Genomic DNA, 19,899 nt, shown 5'->3' on the forward strand with positions numbered 1-19,899 from the left:
ATATGAAATGTGAGGGGATTATTATGAATAGATTTATTAAAAGAGCTGTAAGCGGTCTGTTGGTCATGGCTATGTTCATCATGTTCTTTAATGTTTCTGATCAGACATGCTATGCAGCAAACAAGAACAAAACTATCACCATAAAATGTATAGGTGACTCAGTAACTGAAGGAATTAAGATGGAAGATGCTCGCACTGCTGTATTAGGGGGGAGCACATATCCTTCAGTGCTGTATACATTATTGACTAACAATGGGTATGATGTCGTAGTTAATAATGAAGGTCATGGTGGAGAAACTACAGCATCTATCGTAGCGAGGTTAGGAGGAGTTAATTTACTGCTTGGGCAGGATCTGTTTTTTGATTCTAATAACTGCGCTGGTCCCATAGATAATAGAATAATTGCAGGGTTTGGCCCTAATTTGTTGGTTCCTATTACGTTTCCCTATTATTTCTCTACGGTTAATCCTTTGATTATTAATGGCAAGCAATATGTTGCCAAGACAGATTTTTCCAGTGAACAAACATATTTATATAAAACTGGAAATGATGATACAGTAAAGATTTCAGCCGGGAGCTCAGTGAAGCTTTCTGGGAATAACAAAAGCGATATTACTATTATTTTTGCTGGGATAAATGACAAAAAAGGGGTTACTTTAGATGCATATGTAGCCATGCTTAAAAATGGTGTAGCTGCTAGTGGAAAAAAATATATTATTGTAGGTCCACATTCAACTATTTATGAGAAAGAAGGATTTGTGGTTGGAAATACTACGGAAGAACGTCGTGAAAACTATAGAAAACGAATGATTGCAGAATTTGGTAATCATTATATAGATTTAAATACGGAGTGGTTTGAACGTGCATTACCTATTGCTCAAGATAATGGATTTTTGACTGGTTATTCTAGCGAACAAATAAATGCGATTCAGTCTAAATTGAGTAACCGTATCATACCCGCGGAGTTTACCTATAACAACCAAGACTATAATGTTCATTTAAATAGAGCTGGTTATACTGTAGTAGCACATATTATTTTTGAAAGATTAAAAACTTTGAAATATTTATAATTATTGTCTATCTATACTCATTGGAGAACGACTTTTCTGGTGAAGAGTCGTTCTTTTGCTATTAATTACAAAAAACAAGAATTTTTGAGGGTGTATTAGTACAGAATATCAGTGTACTTTTTTCTTTTTTGATGATATAATCGCTTGGATTATTTTAATTTGAAATAATTATGAAACTAAAGGGGATAGAAAATGTATAAGTTTGATCTTGAAATTGATTTATTTAGGTGCATTAATGCATTAATTAAAAGAAAAATGTTTGTTGCCCTGATTGCTGTGTTATTCTTTGTTATTGGATTTGGATTGACATTAGATGTTGGAGAAGATAAATACACATCTAAAGCAACAGTGTATGCAGCATCAAGTGGTACAATTTATGACACAACAGCAGCTGTTAATGCTATGAATGCATATCTTGATGTTGCAAAATCTTATAAAGTTAGTCAAAGAGCAGCTCTTATTATCGGACGAGGCGATGTTGATGCAGTTACCATTCAGAATGCATTGTCAGTAAAAGCTTCAGATAAGGCAACTGGAAATTCAGCGAGCATAACTGCCTCCTCTGGGGCGGATGCAATCATTTCCTTTTCAGCTACAACAACTGATCCTGAGTTGTCAAGGCAGATAGCAGATGCTGCAGCTGAATCATATGTAATTGAAATGGCCAATATTCTTAAGAATGATGCTGTTAAAAATCTTGATAGCGCTTCTTTAGGTCAGCTATCTAGTAATGCAAATTCGGAGGCTTGGCAAAGAAGAGTAGGATTTTTGTTTATGGGAATTATTTTGGCATGCCTGTTTATCGTGTTTATGGAAATATTTGATAACAAGGTAAGGACTATTAGGGATGCTACAATCAGGAATCAGTTACCAATAATTGGAATAATACCTGATTACAAAGAGTGATATAGGAGAAAAAGTAGTGGGAAAGTTAGAAATATATAAGAATGATAGTTTTGTTTTAAATGATGCATTTGATCAGGCGGTTATGAACCTTCACATTTTAAAGAAACAAAATGGCTATAAAAGTTTTGTGATTTGTGGATGTGAGACTGGAGATGGAACTACTACAGTAGCTATAAACCTTGCTGCCGCTTTGGCAGGCTCTGGTTGGAATACTGTTCTCATTGATGGGGATATGAGAAAAAAGAATGATTACAAGAGGCTCAATGAAAATGCTTCTCAAGGTCTTTCTGATTATCTTATGGACAGATTATTGTTTGAAGAAATAATCTATGATACTACAACTGAAAACCTTTCATATATTCCTTGTGGAGAGTTAATAGATAATCCTGTTAGACTTCTTTGTTCTGGAAAGATGAATAAAATAAGAGAAGACCTAGCTAAGAAGTTTGATTTTATTATTTTTGACATGCCGGCAATAAACGCTGCAATGGACGCTAAAGTTATGGCAACTGATGCAGATGCAACTATTCTGGTATCATCTATTGGGCATACTTATAAAAAAAGTCTTCTAGATGCAGCTAATACACTTAAAGAGGTAAATGCGAATCTTATTGGCACAATTATAAACAAGACAGATATGGAACAATATGTAGCCAGCCATGAAGAATATGATTATTTCCAGAATGAGAGATATATTAATAAGCTGACAAAGAAAAAAAGAGCTAAGAGGAAATGAAAAAATGAGAAGATTAGATCAATTATATAAAATCTTAACCGGTCTGGTGATGAGTTTCATCCTGATATTTAGCGTTAACGTTCCTGTTTATGCTACTGAAGAAGATAGCCCCAAAGACCTTTCATTCAATTCTGTCGTTGAGGTAGAAAGCTATTCTGTGGAAGAGGGGTATATAGAGGCTGGTAAAGAGGCTACAGTTAATTTAACTTTACATAATGCTAACAGAAACACAGCAGCAAACAGTATCTTTATTTCTGTTTCAAGTAATTCTGGCATGGTATATCCTTCCTATGGATATGATAATCAATTTTATATAGGCTCTTTAGAGGCCGATGGAAGTGCTACGGTTTCTATTCCTGTTGTAGTCAACTCCACATTTAAAAGTGACTATGCTGATTTTGTTTGCAATATTGTGTATGTCAGCAGTGGAAAACAGATTTCTAATACATCTACAATGATTCTACCTGCACGTGGTAGCAATACTATTATTGTTAGTGCTGTTGATGTCAGTGCGCACGCAAATTTGAATAGTAAATCTCTTCTTAGTATTAGTTATTACAATAAGAGTTCAGAAAATGTAAATGATGCGATTTTACGTATTGATGGGAATTTAAGTGATACAACAAAGGCCATCGATCTTGACGCTGTCCTTGGCGGCAAGACTTATACAAAAGATTGTGACATTATTTTTACCCAGGGTGGTGAGCAAACCATTTCTATTGTGCTTGAATATACAGATATAAATGGAGACAGTATTCAACAGGATCTTGGTACATTTAAAGTGACTGTTGATGAGACAAGCGAAGCTACATTGACAAATAATTCTGGAAATGTAGTTTTGAAAACAATAGGAAGAATAATTGCATTTTTAGCATTTGCAGCAGTTATTTTTTCAACAATTATGTACATTAAGAAGAGATAAGCGGTTTATAGGATTTTGTCTATGAAGAGGATTGCTATTATTTCTCCATGCATCCTTCCAGTACCTGCGATAAAGGGTGGTGCTGTAGAAGGAATGATAACCAAGATTATAGATGATAATGAACTATACAGAAACTACAGTATAGATCTTTTTGCTATTGGTTCAGAGGGAGAATGCAGCAAGAATTATTCATGTACAAATGTAATTGCCGTGAATCCATCAAAAGCCGATGATATGGCTGATAGGCTTTGGGACAAATATAATAGAACTTTTGCTATAGTAAATGCTGGAAGGATCCTTGATTCAAGGATTCTAAACTGCTTTTCAAACAGGCTTTCTGAGATTAAGGGCGGATATGATGCAGTAATAATTGAAAACATGATGTCCACTGCCTGTGAAATTGTAAAGTTTTGCCAAGGAAAGTATGACGTTCCAATATATTTCCATATGCACAATGATGTGGATATGTATAGAAGCCCTGATATGATCAGGGAATTGGTTCGGGGTGGAGTACAGTTTATTGCGGTTAGTGACTTTATAAAGGGGCAGATACTTAAGCAGGATGAAAGGGCTGTAGTATCTACTCTTTATAATGGATTAGATCTTTCATTATTCAACAGAAATGATAAAGCAGAGGAAGATAAGGATATTATTTCCTTGCTTTACGTCGGAAGAATTATTCCTGGTAAAGGTGTTAAAGAACTGCTTCGGTCGTTTTTACTGGCGGCTGATAATTCCAAGGATACTTCAGGCAAGAAGCTCAAACTTGATATTGTGGGCTTTTCTGGTTTTGACAGGGGATATGAAGGAGAAGTATATAGCCTATCCCGAAATAATGAGAACATATCATGTATAAAAGAAATGCCTTCGGAAGAGTTGGCATTTTTTTATGATAAGGCAGATGTGGTAATAATGCCTTCGTTAGTGGAGGAATCTTTTGGCCTTGTAGCTCTTGAAACCATGGCAAAGGGAATTACTCTGATAACGACTAACTCCGGTGCACTTCCGGAAGTGGTTGGTGATGGGGGATATATTGTTAATAAAGGAGATAACTTCGTAAATGATCTGTCAGAGGCAATCATAAAGGTGGCTTTTGATAAGAACTTAAGAGAAGAGCTTTCAGAGAAAGCCTATAAAAGAGCACACAGCGTAGAAGATTTCAACATAGTTAATTACTATAATAACTTTGCTAAAACTATAGATGCATATCCCATAACATCGGAAGATAAGATTTCAGTTATTGTTCCTGTATATAATGTAGCTGATTATCTTGACAGGTGCGTTACTTCAATATTATATCAGACCTATAATAATCTGGAGATCATCTTGACTGATGACGGGTCTACTGATAATTCAGGAAAGCTTTGCGATGAATATGCATTAAAGGATAATAGGATTACTATTATCCATCAGGATAATAAAGGGCTTTCTGAAGCGCGTAATTCAGGACTGAGGATTGCTTCTGGTAACTATATCTTTTTCTGCGACAGTGATGATTATCTTAAGATAAATTGTCTGGAAAAGCTGATGAAAATGATGAAAAAAGATCATGCTGACATAGTTGCCTGTGGATTTAACACTGTATATGATGAAGCATCTTCAGAAAAAGTACCCGGAATTGTAATGAACCCTAATCCATGCAGATGGAGCGGAAGACAGAGCGTCATTGAGATGATGCGAAACTCTAATGTATGTTCCGTTGTCTGGAATAAGCTCTACAAAAAAGAACTCTTTGATGGCCTGCGGTTTCCAAAGGGTATTCAGAATGAGGATGAAGCAATAACCTATAAGCTTTTGTACAGAGCAGGGATAGTTTCTTATATGCCAGATGCTCTATATAATTATTTTCAGAGAAACAATAGTATCATGCATGAGAATCTTGAAGAACGATGTGGTTTCTTTTTACGTTCTTCACTTGACAGAATTCAGTTTTTTTCTGATAATAGCGAGTCTGAGCTTGTACAGCACAGCAGAATATCTCTTCTGGAATGGATCAAGTATTCCTATAGAAATGTTCAGGATGAAGAAAAGAAGAGATATTTATTGGGGATATACAAAGACACCATTAACTTTAAAAATGCGCCATCTGTAATGGGGATGAAAAAGAAATTGGCGCTTCTTACCTGGAAATATATTAGATATTAGATTTATGTATACAGATGTATTAGTTTCGGTGATCATACCTGCTTACAATTCAGAAAAATATATAAGAGAATGCCTTGAAGCAACATTAAACCAGACATATACCAATCTTGAGATAATCATAGTGGATGATGGATCAAGTGATCTAACTACGAGTATTTGTGAGGGATACGATGGGACGGACGCTCGTATAAGGCTTTATTCCCTGGCTCAAAAAGGGGTTTCTGCAACCAGAAACTATGGGATAAAAAAAGCAACAGGAAAGTATATAGTATTTTTTGATGCGGATGATATTCCTGATAGGGATATAATTGAGTGCTACCTTAAGGCTGCTGATGACTGGAAGGAAAAAGAGACTGCTTTTATCACCTGTGGAATGTATTATGATAATATAGTTAACAAAAATGTGGATGACAGGATCAGTATACTGGAGTCTCAGCATGGATACATACAGGGTGAGAACTACCTTCTTAAAAGAAATGTTGCTTCTGTTTTGGCGTGGCTTAAGATTTTTAACTTTGTTACCAATAAACTGTATGATGTGGATCTGATTAGGAATAATGGGCTTAGGTTTGATGAGTCTGTTCACATTGGAGAGGATTTAAAGTTTAATCTGGATTATCTTGATGTTTCAAAAGGCTACATTGGGATGATCAATAAGCCACTATATCATTACGTTAAAAGAAGTGAAGATAGCCTGTCACTTACTTATCATGAAAATGATATTCAGGATACCAAAGACGTGTATAGGCGTTTTCTTGAGTGGGAAGCTAAGCAGAAGGATGTTACAGAGGATAACCTTCTGGTTGTTAAATCCATTTTTATTACAGACTGGACTAGCAGACTGGCCACCAAGCATGATTACTTCCAGAAGCTTGGAAAGCTTAATACGGTCAGAAGAGAACTGAACAGAGAAGTTGGCTGTTTTGAATTCCAGTCTATGCTTAATGATATATTCAGAGCAAAGAAGATAAGTACTATTAGGTATCTGGCGCTGCGAACAGGAAGATTTGATGCTTTTTGCTTCTTGCGCAGCATCTATCAACTTACAAAGGGATAATTGGAATCTTACATGAAAAGCAAGGAAAAGCTCCGCTTGTTTGGAGATATTTTCAGAACCCTGGCCTGGGCGCTGGGAGTTTTAAAAAAATATAGATACAGGTTGTACTTTTATATAGCTCTGCTTATATTGCAGTCTATTTATCAGGTGTATATGACCAGTAAGGTAGGAAGCATTGTTGATCTGGCTTTAGAGGATGATATGAATAAGCTGGTGATGAGCGGTGCTTTCTTTGCGTTGCTTTATGCAGTCAATGTTGTGATAACGATTGCCAGCACCAGATACGCCTCCAGGAATTATAATGGAATGTACAATGATCTGGAGCTTATGGCTTATAGAAAGCTGATGGATGCCTCTTGGGAGGGACTTTTTGAATATCATTCCGGTGACATTATCACCAGATTATCTTCTGATGTTAAGACCGTGGCAGGCAATACCAGCGGTCTTGTTCCTACAATGATTTCTAAGTTATCTCTAATTCTTGGGGCAGGTATTCTTATTGTCTATCTTGACCCTAGCATGATATTCTTGGCTATTGTCATTGCACCTATAGTAATTGTGGCATCCAGGATATTTATGGGAAAGATATACGACTGTGAGACACAGATAAGAGAGATAGAGTCCCTGATAAATTCCTACAATGTTGAGACCTTTTCCAATATCCATGCAGTGAAAGCTTTTGGCCTTGGGGATTATTTTTACAATAAGATGAAGAATATTGAGGTCAGAAGGAAGAAGGTTGATTTGCGCACCAATAAATACATTATGAGTTCCTATGCTACTTCTTATCTGGCTGGTATCATAGGTGCGAGCATTATGATCGGCTGGATGTTTTACAGAGTACATACAGGCAACATTTCCTTTGGTTCACTTTCAGTAATTACCTTCCTCGCTTTTCAAATAAGCTTTGCTACAGAGGCTCTTCTGGATCTGGTTCCAACCATAATGGCCTATATGGCTTCTGCGGACAGGGTTAAAAAGCTTCTTTCGATTCCTGATGAAAAAAGTGAGTCCTGTAATGAAGAAATGAAAAAACTAATTGCTTCGAGAAAAGATGGCAAGGGCATTGGTGTTCAAGGACATAATCTTTTCTTTAAGTATAATAATGGTACAAGCGTGTTTGAAGATGTTTCCTTTGAAGCCAATCCAGGCGACATGATTGCATTTATAGGCTCTTCGGGAGAAGGCAAGACAACTATGCTAAGGATTCTTCTTGGAATAGTTACTGCAGACAAAGGCAGAGCATATGCTTCAAATGGTTCCATGGAGGTTGAGCTGGGATCTAACACAAGATGCGCTATATCATTTGTTCCTCAGGGCAACACTATGATGGCTGGTACTATTTTAGAGAATCTTAAGATGGTTAATAGAGATTCAACTAAGGCGCAGATTAAGGATGTTTTGGAGACAGCGTGTATTTATGACTTTGTGATGAAGCTTCCTGGTGGACTTATGTTTGAGCTTGGACAGGGAGGACAGGGAGTATCTGAAGGACAGTGTCAGAGGCTGGCTATTGCAAGGGCGCTTTTAAAGGATACTCCGATACTTCTTATGGATGAGGCTACTTCATCGTTGGATGTAGCAACAGAGAGGAGAGTCCTTGATAATATCAAGAAGCGCTACCCTGACAAGACAATCATCCTCACCAGTCACAGACCTACGGTTCTTACCATGTGTGACAGGGTCTATAGGATAGCGGATAAGAAGATGGATGTTGTTGGACAGGAAGACATTCAAAAACTAGTGGATGAATTCTGATAATTTTAGTACATTTTGTCATAGACAAATTGCCTGTAAACATTTATAAATATTAGGGCTATTTTTGTGTGTAATTAAGGTGATAAGGGAGAGGAATAGTCACCTATGAAGAAGATTCTTATTGTAAATGATCTTATAACCGGTGGCGGAGTTGAGAAACTCCTCCAGGATTTTGTTGAAAGGTGGCATGACAAGTGTGATCTCACGGTCATGTCTCTTTATAATGAAGCTGAGTTTTATGATTATTATCCGGAGGATGTTCATTATCTTTTTAAGACTGCTTATCGGTATTACAAAAGGATAATAGGTTTTTCATATATTAAATACATGGCGTTGCGGTGTTTTGGAAAGCTTAGATATACATATCTTCAAAAACATAACAACTATGATGTTATTATTGCATTGAAGGATGGAGATGTAACTCAATTTGTATCAAAATTTAAGGCTCCCCAAAAGTTTGCCTGGTATCATACAGACTACAATAATTATTACTATTCTGAGTATTTGTATGGCAGTAAAGAGAATGAGTTTAATGTGTTAAAAACATATGATAATGTTGTCTGTGTTTCTCAGGATATAAAAGATTCTTTGATAGATGTGCTGGGTGATACAGGTAACTATGTTGTTAAGTATAATCCTCTTAATGTTGATAAAATTCTGTATGATGGTAATGAACCTGTAATAGAGACTAAGAAAACTGAAGGAAGACCACTTTTTGTAGTTGTTGGAAGAATTAATTACCAAAAGGGATATAACCTTCTTTTGGAAGCAGTACATATGCTTGAGTTGGAAGGTTATGAATTTGATGTCAATGTTATAGGCGGAAAAGAAAATTGGAGTGATGAATATGAACGTATAATGCGTTCTGTAAAGCGTCTGGGGATAAAAAGCGTTCATTTTCTTGGGCTAAAGAGCAATCCTTATAAATATATGAAGATGGCTGATTGGTTCCTTTCAACATCGATATTTGAAGGATACTCCCTGGTCAGTCAGGAGGCTGCGATTTTGGATGTACCTCTTTTGCTTACAGATTGTTCTGGAGTTAGAGAACTGATTGGAGATAATGAATATGGAATCATTATGGAAAGATCAGTAATAGGTATATACAATGGTATAAAAAGAGTTCTTGATAATCCGGAACTACATGCGCATTATAAGGCTAAAATAATGGAACGTAAAAGTATAATTGATTATGAAAACAGATTTGAAGAAATAGAAGACATGGTTTTTGGTGACTGAGTTTAAAATTGGAGCGTTTTATGGAAAAAGCTTGGAAGACCATCATAGATGGAGAGGATAGGCTTTGGAATCTGGATATAAGGGAAATATGGAATTATAGAAGCCTTATCTGGGTTTTATTCCAAAAGAATTATTCTCTTCAGTATAAGCAAACAATACTTGGTCCTCTTTGGATGATATTTAGTGTAATCATAAACACCGGTGTTTTCACACTGGTGTTTGGTTATGTTGGTCATATTTCTTCTGATGGGATTCCTTATTTTCTTTTTTGCATGACAGGAAATGTTATCTGGAATCTTTTTGCCTTTTCTTTTAATAGCAATATCAGAGTGCTGATAGATAATGCTTATCTTTTTGGAAAAGTATATTTTCCTAGACTGATTGTCCCTATTTCGAATTCATTGTTGTGTCTTGGCAGATGTTTAATGCAGCTTGTAGTATTATTGATCGTTCTTGTTGGATTTATCATTAAAGGGGAAGTTGTCTTTACAGGATTAAATATTGTTTGGATATTCCCGTTATTACTACTTACTGCGATATTAGGTACTTCACTTGGGCTGATCATTTCAGCTCTTACAGTAAAATATAGAGATTTCGAACATCTTACGGGAGCTTTGGTATCCATGCTTATGTTTGTTTCTCCGGTGCTATATCCAACATCTTCTCTTTCTCCTGTTGTAAAAAGGTTATTGTATTTTAATCCCATGTCTTCTTTTGTTGAGGCTTTCAGATTATGTATAACCGGTACCGGGAATTTATATGTTCCTGGGATGATTTATAGCATAGTGTTTACAATTGTAATTACTGCAGTTGCACTTTTTTGTATGGTCGTGTCCAAAAGGATTATATAGACGTTGTGTAATAATGTTTTTCGGTGTGTTTGAGGTGAGATAATGCTTTTTAGTCTTATTGTTCCTGTATATAACACAAAAGAATATCTGGAGACATGTCTTAATTCTATAGAGGCTCAGAATTTTGATGACTTTGAACTTATAATAATTGACGATGGATCAGAAGATGGTTCCGGGGCAATTTGTGATGAGTTTTGCGACAGATTTAATGCTGACAAAAACCGAAAACGCAAAGGAAGAGTAATACACCAGGAAAATGTTGGCTTATCTGGAGTGCGAAACAGAGGAATACAAGAAGCTAAGGGGGACTGGCTTTGGTTTATTGATAGTGATGATTTTATTGTGCCGGATGCACTTGAGACTCTTTGCGAAAGAATGCGCTATGCAAAGGGTGACCTTTATGTTTTCCAATATATTAAGGTGAATGATGAGGGAAAAGAGCCTGAGTTTATTTACTTTAGAGAGATGCAGAATATTGTACAGTTCAAGAAAGAAACAGATCTGCTTAAGAACTTGAACGACCGACTTTTCTGCTATAAGGATAGTTGGGAAACGTGGACAAGACTCTTTAACAGGGAAATCATTCTTAAAAACAAGCTTAGTTACAAAAACACAAAAGATGTATTTGCTGAAGACCTTTGCTTTGCAACAGAATACATGATGTGCATAGAAAAATCAGTTATGCTTGTCAATTATCTTTATTGTTACAGGATGAGATCTGACTCCATTATGCGTAGCCTCGACCAAAAGAATGCTTTTTCAAGTCTATTTAATCTTTTGGAAGATATATATCTGGAAGCTAAACGTTTTAGAAAAAAAGTGATAATAAAACAATTTGATTCAATAGTTTTTAGTGTTCTAAAAACGCACATTATTAAATTTGATGGATTATCTGAAGATGATTTCTTTCTTGGAATTGAAGAAGGAATGATGAATAAAAGTATTGGTAAGTATGTTCGTAAGAGTAGACAACTGCTATATGACGAAGTAAAGACGAGCAGGAAAGAAAAGATAAGCACCAATGGATGATTTGATCTTAAAAGTTGAAAATGTTGGAAAAGATTATATACTTGGGACTGTTAATGGCGAAACGCTAAAGGAAACTATAAGAAAGAGTCATAGTAATAGCGGTAAACTACACAATGAATCATTTACCGCACTTGATGATATTTCATTTTCTGTAAACAGAGGAGAGACTCTTGGAATAATAGGTGCTAATGGGGCGGGTAAATCTACTCTCTTGAAACTTATTTCCCGAATAACCAGTCCTACCAGAGGCAGGATTTATATCGATGGCAAAGTGGCGAGCCTTTTGGAAGTTGGCACCGGTTTTCATCCTGAACTGACAGGAAGAGAAAATATATATCTGAATGGCTCAATTCTTGGAATGAGCCGGAAGGAGATTGATACTAAGATAGATTCAATAATTGAGTTTTCTGAATGTGGACAATTTATAGATACTCCTGTAAAAAGATATTCTTCCGGAATGTATGTCAAGCTGGCATTTGCAGTTTCTGCTCATCTTGATGCTGATATCCTTATTATGGATGAGGTTCTTGCTGTAGGTGATGTTAAGTTTCAGCATAAGTGCATCAATAAGATGCGTGAAATTGCTGCTCAGGAGCAAAGAACTATTTTATATGTAAGCCATAACATGGAATCCGTAAGGAGGCTCTGCAAGCGCTGCATTATTCTAGATCATGGCAAACTAATTTATGATGGTAATACGGATGAGGCTTGTAAACGCTATTTTGGAAATGAAAGTAAGAAGACTGATAAATCTGCTGATTATACCGAGTATGTAAGGCCGGGATGGCTTGGGAGAGATGATGTAAGACTTTTGTCAGCTGACTATGTTGATAGCAAAGAGGGTGCTACTAATTTCGATAATTTAAGTATTAGGATGAGATGGCATATTGAAAAGCCGGTTGAAAAAGTGGGCATCAGGGTTGAACTGGCAGACAGAGAGGAACGTATATTTGCTACAGCGGTATTCTATGATCAGATATCAGGTGAACCTGGCGATGAGGGAGAGAGTGTACTAACTGTAGACCTTTCACATATAGTAAATGGGGAGTACAAAACTTTTTATACTGTTTTTTGCGTGGATCAATATGGAGAGAATAGTGATCTTGACTGTGTGAAGGGTATTGATATCGCAATAAAAAGAAAAAAAGAAAAAAATGAAGAATTGAATTGGCGGAATGGTTCCTGGGGGAATGTTTTGCTGTAATAGGTTAGAAAAAATTGCAAGCAAATGGAGAAATTGTTAATTGTACGACTTTTATGAAGATATAAAAAAACGTGGCGATAGAATTGCGTATAGATATTTTAGAAATGGGAGTTTAAACGAAGTAACTTATAGAGAATATTATAGTGATATTTGTGCATGTCTCGAAAACTTGAAAGAAGAGTATGGTGATATTACCGGTAAGCACGTAGCGATTCTTGGAAATAACTGTTATGAATACTTAGTGCTTATCGCTGCACTACTATTAGGAAAAGCAGTTGTGGTTCCTGTCAATATTCGAGAGTCTTCTGATAATATTGCAGAAATCCTCAAGGATGCAGAGATTGATTATGAGATAAGACAATCTGAAGGATTACTTGGAAAGCTTTGCACATCCAGACGTTATAAGGAATACTCCCATAGCTTTGATACTAGTGATGAAGCTCGCTTAGCTATGATCATTTATACCTCTGGCACCACAGGTAAATCTAAGGGGGTAATGCTTAGCCTTAAAAATCTTTTTGATAGAAAGCGAAATATCCTGCCAAAGGAATACGTGGCGGATGAGGCTAAGGATGATTTATTGTCCACTTATTTAGTTTTTCCGTTGTATCATGCAGCAGGGCTTTGTAGTTGGCTTAGCTGGTGCAATCGAGGATGCTTGACCTATATCAATGAGGACATGGGAAGCATGCTCGATGAGCTGAAAGAAATCAAAATAGATTTTTCTTTTGTATCGCCTGCCATAATGCAGCTTTGGAAAAAACGCTTAAAGAGGGGCGGTGCTGCCATGCTTGGCGGTATAAAAGCTGTTGGTACAACAGGAGCTCCTATAGATAAAGCATTGGTTGATTTTTTTGTGAAAAATGGAATTGACTATTGCCAGTTTTATGGAATGACAGAGACCTTTGGAGATGTTACCTATAATAGCAATGTGACTGATAAGGTTGAATCGGTGGGCAAAATTGTCAATGATGCGGATCTTAGAATTAATGATGGCGAGATTTGTGTATCCAGTTGGAATTGCATGATGGGATATTATAATAATCCAGCGGAAACAGCAGCTATAGTTAAGGACGGCTATGTGTACACCGGTGATTTGGGATGCATCGACGAAGACGGTTATGTGTTTATCACTGGCAGAAAAAAGAATCTCATTATTCTATCAGGAGGTGAAAATGTTAGTCCCGAGGAACTAGAGAATCTTTTATATAGGAATACACTTATCAAAGAATGTAAGGTTTTCGAGCGCGAGGACAAAATAATTGCAGCAGTTTTTGCGGCAGAGAGTTCAGAGGAGGACATACGTCAGTATGTTTCTGAACTAAATAAAGAATTGCCAATATTTAAGCGGATTCACACAGTTGAATTTCAAAATGCGGAATTTGAAAAAACTGCCAGCGGAAAAATAAAGAGAAATAATTAAGGAAGAACAATATATGAAAGCAGAGACAAAAATTAAGAACACGGCTGGAATGTTTGATTTGTTAAAAGGTTTAACAATGATTACTATTGTTGTCGTTCATACGCTGCAACAAGTTGAGACGATGGGCTATAAAATAGATGTTGGTATGCTGGGGATATTAAATGTCGCCTTATTTGTGATTAGTGGTTATGGCTTTAGAGCGAAGAATTTAAAAAAGACTTTTGCGCAGCAGTTTCAATTATTAGTTGCGCCATATATTATTACATCGATACTTACATGTTTGATGCATTTGATTTGTCATTTTGTAGTATTTGGTTCGATACGACTTGCAATTAAAGAAACAATAAAAGTATTTGCAGGCTTGCTACTTGGCTTAAGTGATACGGTACAGGTGAGAGGTATAAATATCTTTTCTTGTGGCCCAATGTGGTATATTTGGGCACTTTTCTGGGTATGGATTATCATTACTTTGATATTCAACTATGTGCCTGAAAAGTGGAGATCAGTAGTAGCGCTAGCTGTTTCAGTTATTAGTATAGCTTTATTTAATATTACATTTAATCCTTGGAGCATTTATAGAGGAATGTTTTTTTCTGTTTTCTTTTACAGTGGTTACTATTGCAAAAAGAAGAAGCTGTTTACTACAAGGTGGGATACAAAATATAATTTACTTTTGTGTGCATCATTGGTAGCCGCTGTTTTAGTATCATATTTTGCTGGGTATTATCATATTTTACAATTTATCTTAGTACCGTTGATAATAATATACCCTGTCGTTTTAGTGAAAATATTTTTGGCTTTAAATGTATTTTCAGGGCCGGTTACCAATAAAATTAGGACCATAGGGCGCTATTCATTATACTTCTTATGCGCACATTCTCTTGAATATATTGCTATTCCTTGGTATTGCATAGCTGAAAGGATACATTCACATGTTGGTGTTGCCATTGTGTGTGTTGTAAGATTAGTGCTGGATTTAGCTATTTGCGTATTTGTTAAAGAGTTTATAGGATTATTACATAGAATCCCCCTTAAGAAAGGTCCCGTAGTGGAAAGATAAAAGGTAATGAAGAAACACGAAATAAAAAATACTGCCGGAATGTTTGACCTGTTTAAGGGACTTGCGATGATCATGGTGATCTTTGTACATACTTATCCTCTGTTTCAGGATCATTATTTTGAAACGATGTTTGATGGCAGAGGATCTATCCTGGAAAGTGGAAACATAGTAGCAATGATATTAGTGACGGCATTTGGATTGTTTGTTCATCCGGTGATGCAGGGATTATTTGTCATTGCCGGCTATGGCTTCAGAAAGACAAGCATGAAGAAATGCCTGGTTAAACAGAGCAAAGCTCTTTTGTTGCCATATGCTATATCGATGGTTCTACTAACAATTTTGCATTTAATTACTCATTTTAGTCTATACAGATATCTTAAGGGCAGTGTTATCGAGACATGTAGGATTTTTGCCGGCTCATTATTGGGACTTGCCAAGACGACAGATTATTTTGGCGTAAAAATATTCTCTAACGGTCCTAACTGGTTTCTGCTTGCCCTATTCTGGGGAATAATTGTATTTAACGCACTTTTGAATTATTTTCCTGAGAAGTATGTATCTTATGGTGTGTGGACTGTCAGCATTATAGGTTGGCTTATTAGTTTGGGAAATACAGTCCCTTGGTGTTTGTCACAAGGTTTTATTTCTGTACTGTATATATATATTGGTTATTACGTAAAGAAGAGTAAGCTGTTTACCAGAGGGATAAGCGATATAAAAACTTGGAAGAAAGTAGTATATTCTGTTTTGGTTATTATTCCATATTGGATAATTCAGCTTATGGGATTTATGGATGGAATGGCTGATAGTATTTACCCCTTCGGAATGATAACTATAGCATTAAATGGATTATTCTCGGTTTTGACCATCTACGTGTCGTTATTTTTTAATGTTTTTCGTGGACCGGTCGCTTCATTTCTCAGAAAAGTTGGGCACTATTCAATTTATGTTATGTGTATTCATACTATTGAGATGATGGGATTTCCGCTTTATTATTTTGTGGACAAGTGGAAAGGAAGTATTACAGTAGGACAGTTTTTGTTTTCATTGATCAGAACAGCTATTATAATAGCAATATGCTTTCTGTTTGTTAAAGTAAAAGATGTTATTGTAAGCAAGAGAGTAGAAGCTGTTTAGGAACTGTGATTTATAAAGGAGAGGTTTTTATGGAGAACACAATCGAAATTTTAAAAGAGATTATTGAAGATGTTGCAGATATTCCGCAGGATGAAATAGATGCAGAAAGTGCATTGATAGATGATTTGGATCTTTCTTCTCTGGAAATAATGTCTATTATTTCCTCAGCGGAGAAGAAGTTTTCAATAAAGATATCTGAATCAGAAATGCTTTCTATCAGTACTGTAGAGGAATTGGCTGAGGTAATTACAGACAAACTACCTTGACACTGCTATTTAATAAAGGTAAAATTTATATGTTGTAATCTTGTATACTAGGGTGCATTTTTAATGCTCGATATACAAAATATTGTACAATGAAAACTTAATAAGGAGGTGCTCCTGTAATGACTCATGTTATTATTGCAGTAGTAGCAACTCTTGTCATCACTGCTCTTATTACCTGGGTTTTAGCATCTAACTATCACAAGAAGGTTTCAGATGGTAAGATCGGTAGTGCAGAGGAGAGGGCAAGAAAAATCATCGACGAAGCACTCAAGACTGCTGAAGATACAAAGCGTGAAAAGCTCTTAGAGGTTAAGGAAGAGTCACTTAAGACACGTAATGATCTGGAGAAAGAAGTCAAGGATCGCAGAAATGAACTGCAGCGTGCCGAGAGACGTATCCAGCAGAAAGAGGAAAATGTCGAGAAGAGATCCGAAGCGATCGAGAGAAGAGAGCAGAGTTTAAGTGCCCGTGAGGAGAACTTAAACAAGAAGAGTGAAGAGGTTGCGAAACTGAGTGAACAGAGGCTACAGGAACTTGAAAAAATCTCTGGCTTAACCTCCGAGCAGGCAAAAGAGTATCTTTTAAAGATCGTTGAAGATGATGTGAAGCACGAATCAGCTATCATGATCAAGAACATGGAAGCTGAGGCAAAGGAAGAGGCAGATAAGAGAGCTAAGGAAATCGTAGTAAATGCAATTCAGAGATGTGCTGCAGACCACGTTTCCGAGACTACCATATCTGTTGTACAGCTCCCCAATGATGAGATGAAGGGTCGTATCATTGGAAGAGAAGGACGTAATATCAGGACCCTTGAGACTATGACTGGTGTTGACCTTATTATTGATGATACACCGGAGGCTGTAGTTATTTCCGGATTTGATCCTATTCGTAGAGAAGTAGCTAGAATAGCTCTTGAGAAGCTTATTGTAGATGGACGTATCCATCCTGCAAGGATTGAAGAAATGGTCGAGAAGGCACAGAAGGAAGTTGCTGCCAAGATCAAAGAGGAAGGTGAAAATGCTGCTATCGAGGCAGGTGTTCACGGACTTCATCCTGAAGTTATCAAGATCATTGGACGTATGATGTTCAGAACAAGCTATGGACAGAACTGTTTGAAGCATTCTGTTGAAGTAGCACAGCTCTGCGGAATTATGGCATCTGAGCTTGGACTTGATGTCCGTGTAGCAAAGAGAGCCGGTTTCCTTCATGATATCGGAAAGGCTGTTGACCATGAGCTTGAAGGCTCACATATTCAGCTTGGTGTAGATATCTGCAGGAAGTATAAGGAATCTCAGGTTGTAATCAATGCAGTTGAGGCTCATCATGGCGACGTAGAGCCACAGTCACTTATAGCAGTTCTTGTACAGGCAGCTGATACAATTTCTTCAGCTAGACCTGGTGCTAGAAGAGAGACATTAGAGACTTACACATCAAGATTAAAAGAACTCGAGGATATCACTAATAGCTTCAAGGGTGTTGATCACTCCTTCGCTATTCAGGCTGGCCGAGAAGTCAGAGTAATGGTAGTTCCTGAGCAGGTTTCAGACGAAGACATGGTTATCATGGCTCGTGAGATTGCCAAGAAGATCGAGGACGAGATGGAATATCCCGGACAGATCAAGGTTAATATCATCAGAGAGAGCAGAGCCACAGACTTCGCCAAGTAATGATTTAGTTTTCAAAGAAATGAATGAGAGACTATCCGTAAGGGTAGTCTCTTTTTGTGTTGTTATGGTATACTTTTATAAGTAGTATATTTATGTATTGTTGAATGTATAGGGGGTTATAATGCACGAATCAGGTGAAGACTACATTGAGACTATTTACCTTCTAAAGAAGAAAAAAGGTGTTGTTCGTTCAATAGATGTTGCTAATGAGCTGGGGTTCTCAAGACCCAGTGTGTCAAGGGCCGTGGGGCTTTTAAAGGACCAGGGGCTTCTTACTATGGATGATACCGGTGAACTTAATCTCACCGATGAGGGGCTTAAGACGGCCAAAAAGGTTTATGAGAAGCACACCAATCTCACCACCTTCCTTATGATGACCGCCGGTGTTGACGCTGAGATCGCGGAAACTGATGCCTGCAGAATAGAGCACATAATCAGCCCACAGACTTTTAAGGGCATAAAGAAATACATTAAAGAGCATAAAGAAGATTAAAAAAGACACCCAAGGGAACTTTCAATATGGAAGATCTCTTAGGTGTTTTTTGTCTGAAAGGGCAATATGTCATTAACGTTTGAAAAATTGACCAGAAATAAGGCTGGGACTATCAAAGATCTGGCGCCTTCATATATTTTGGCCGGGATTGGAACGCCTTATGTTTTTACGGAAGTTGCTGTAGATCAAGATCAGGGAAAAGAGATAGTTGGAGTAATTCAGTATCAGATTGGAGGAAAGGCTTCCCTTTTGACCTGGCTTTTCGTTTCAAAGACTTTCAGGTCAAAGGGAATAGGGAAGGCTCTTTTAGATCACCTATATAGTGAACTTCAGGAGAACAAAATCAAAGTTTTAGAATGCAAGATATATGATCAGCTCACCTACAACTTTTCCATGAAAAAGCTTTCCGATTACCTGCTTTCCTCAGGCTTCGATAAGTCAAGTAGTATAGATGGTACATATAGCATTGAGGGAAAAGAGCTATTGAAGGCATTTACGCCTGAAAAGCGTAAGGAGATTGAATCCTTTTCCGGGGCTGCGATCCCATTTTCAAAGGCAACTCCGGATATTATCACGGATTATGCAAAGTCAATAGGCTATGATGACCTGGATACGATTCTCTCAGCCAACAAACCCATTAGTTGCTTTGTTGAGAAACATGATAAATGCATCGGTATGCTGGCCTTTAACAGATCAGGTAAGGTTATCAGTCCTTTCCTCTTGGAGGCCAACGATAAGAATATCCTTAATAGTCTCCTGGGAAATGCTTTTTACAATTTGCGTGGATCGATCAGGCTAAAGGACAGAGTCTTAATTGAATATGATAAGGATATAAATGAATGGCTCAGACTTTTCTTTCCTACAATAGAGGAAAGAAAGGCGGTTCTTCTAACAAAGAAATTCTAATTGTCACTGCTGTTTTGGATTCAGTAAAGG

The 19,899-nt window shown here is 36.9% G+C and carries 18 protein-coding genes; all 18 read left to right on the forward strand.

The window, feature by feature from the left end; genetic code table 11:
- Positions 1-23 precede the first annotated feature (23 nt).
- The 18 genes from BO18_RS28400 (at position 24) to BO18_RS28485 (ending at position 19,869) form a co-directional block, all read left to right on the forward strand.
- Complete coding sequence (locus tag BO18_RS28400) at positions 24-1,070, forward strand: SGNH/GDSL hydrolase family protein (RefSeq protein ID WP_034451997.1); 1,047 nt, start codon at positions 24-26, stop codon at positions 1,068-1,070.
- Positions 1,071-1,262: 192 nt separating this feature from the next.
- Positions 1,263-1,976: a YveK family protein gene (locus BO18_RS28405; protein WP_034451998.1), complete on the forward strand. Its 714-nt coding sequence runs from the start codon at positions 1,263-1,265 to the stop codon at positions 1,974-1,976.
- A 16-nt stretch (positions 1,977-1,992) separates the two neighbouring features.
- On the forward strand, positions 1,993-2,712 hold the full coding sequence (locus tag BO18_RS28410) for a CpsD/CapB family tyrosine-protein kinase (RefSeq protein WP_034451999.1): 720 nt from the start codon (positions 1,993-1,995) through the stop codon (positions 2,710-2,712).
- 4 nt (positions 2,713-2,716) lie between these two features.
- Positions 2,717-3,634 carry a hypothetical protein gene (locus BO18_RS28415; protein WP_034452000.1) on the forward strand — a complete coding sequence of 306 codons (918 nt, stop codon included), beginning with the start codon at positions 2,717-2,719 and terminating at the stop codon, positions 3,632-3,634.
- A gap of 21 nt (positions 3,635-3,655) precedes the next feature.
- On the forward strand, positions 3,656-5,779 hold the full coding sequence (locus BO18_RS33785; protein ID WP_051689269.1) for a glycosyltransferase: 2,124 nt from the start codon (positions 3,656-3,658) through the stop codon (positions 5,777-5,779).
- A 4-nt stretch (positions 5,780-5,783) separates the two neighbouring features.
- Positions 5,784-6,836, forward strand: coding sequence for a glycosyltransferase family 2 protein (locus BO18_RS28425; protein WP_034452002.1), 1,053 nt, complete (start codon positions 5,784-5,786; stop codon positions 6,834-6,836).
- Between the two features lie 12 nt (positions 6,837-6,848).
- Entirely contained in the window at positions 6,849-8,594 is a 1,746-nt protein-coding gene (locus BO18_RS28430) for an ABC transporter ATP-binding protein (RefSeq protein ID WP_034452004.1), read from the forward strand.
- 105 nt (positions 8,595-8,699) lie between these two features.
- Complete coding sequence (locus BO18_RS28435) at positions 8,700-9,833, forward strand: glycosyltransferase (protein ID WP_034452005.1); 1,134 nt, start codon at positions 8,700-8,702, stop codon at positions 9,831-9,833.
- Between the two features lie 20 nt (positions 9,834-9,853).
- Positions 9,854-10,684: an ABC transporter permease gene (locus tag BO18_RS28440; RefSeq protein WP_051689270.1), complete on the forward strand. Its 831-nt coding sequence runs from the start codon at positions 9,854-9,856 to the stop codon at positions 10,682-10,684.
- A 42-nt stretch (positions 10,685-10,726) separates the two neighbouring features.
- Positions 10,727-11,713 (forward strand): glycosyltransferase family 2 protein, encoded by a 987-nt coding sequence (locus tag BO18_RS28445; RefSeq protein ID WP_034452006.1) that lies wholly within the window; start codon positions 10,727-10,729, stop codon positions 11,711-11,713.
- Positions 11,706-12,917, forward strand: coding sequence for an ABC transporter ATP-binding protein (locus BO18_RS28450; RefSeq protein ID WP_034452007.1), 1,212 nt, complete (start codon positions 11,706-11,708; stop codon positions 12,915-12,917). Before BO18_RS28445 ends, BO18_RS28450 begins: the two co-directional genes overlap by 8 nt.
- Before the next feature lie 40 nt (positions 12,918-12,957).
- A complete protein-coding gene (locus BO18_RS28455; protein ID WP_034452009.1) occupies positions 12,958-14,340 on the forward strand; it encodes an AMP-binding protein in 1,383 nt (460 codons plus the stop codon).
- 13 nt (positions 14,341-14,353) lie between these two features.
- On the forward strand, positions 14,354-15,400 hold the full coding sequence (locus BO18_RS33790; protein ID WP_051689271.1) for an acyltransferase family protein: 1,047 nt from the start codon (positions 14,354-14,356) through the stop codon (positions 15,398-15,400).
- Between the two features lie 6 nt (positions 15,401-15,406).
- Positions 15,407-16,537, forward strand: a complete 1,131-nt coding sequence (locus tag BO18_RS28465) for an acyltransferase family protein (protein WP_034452011.1) — start codon at positions 15,407-15,409, stop codon at positions 16,535-16,537.
- Between the two features lie 29 nt (positions 16,538-16,566).
- Positions 16,567-16,803 carry an acyl carrier protein gene (locus tag BO18_RS28470; protein WP_034452012.1) on the forward strand — a complete coding sequence of 79 codons (237 nt, stop codon included), beginning with the start codon at positions 16,567-16,569 and terminating at the stop codon, positions 16,801-16,803.
- Between the two features lie 119 nt (positions 16,804-16,922).
- Complete coding sequence (gene rny / locus BO18_RS28475) at positions 16,923-18,470, forward strand: ribonuclease Y (RefSeq protein WP_034452014.1); 1,548 nt, start codon at positions 16,923-16,925, stop codon at positions 18,468-18,470.
- A gap of 121 nt (positions 18,471-18,591) precedes the next feature.
- The gene (locus BO18_RS28480) at positions 18,592-18,963 is read left to right on the forward strand and encodes a metal-dependent transcriptional regulator (protein ID WP_034452017.1); all 372 of its coding nucleotides are present in this window, start codon (positions 18,592-18,594) and stop codon (positions 18,961-18,963) included.
- Positions 18,964-19,029: 66 nt separating this feature from the next.
- Positions 19,030-19,869 carry a GNAT family N-acetyltransferase gene (locus BO18_RS28485; RefSeq protein ID WP_034452020.1) on the forward strand — a complete coding sequence of 280 codons (840 nt, stop codon included), beginning with the start codon at positions 19,030-19,032 and terminating at the stop codon, positions 19,867-19,869.
- Positions 19,870-19,899: the final 30 nt, after the last annotated feature.

Source organism: Butyrivibrio sp. AE2032 (assembly GCF_000702965.1).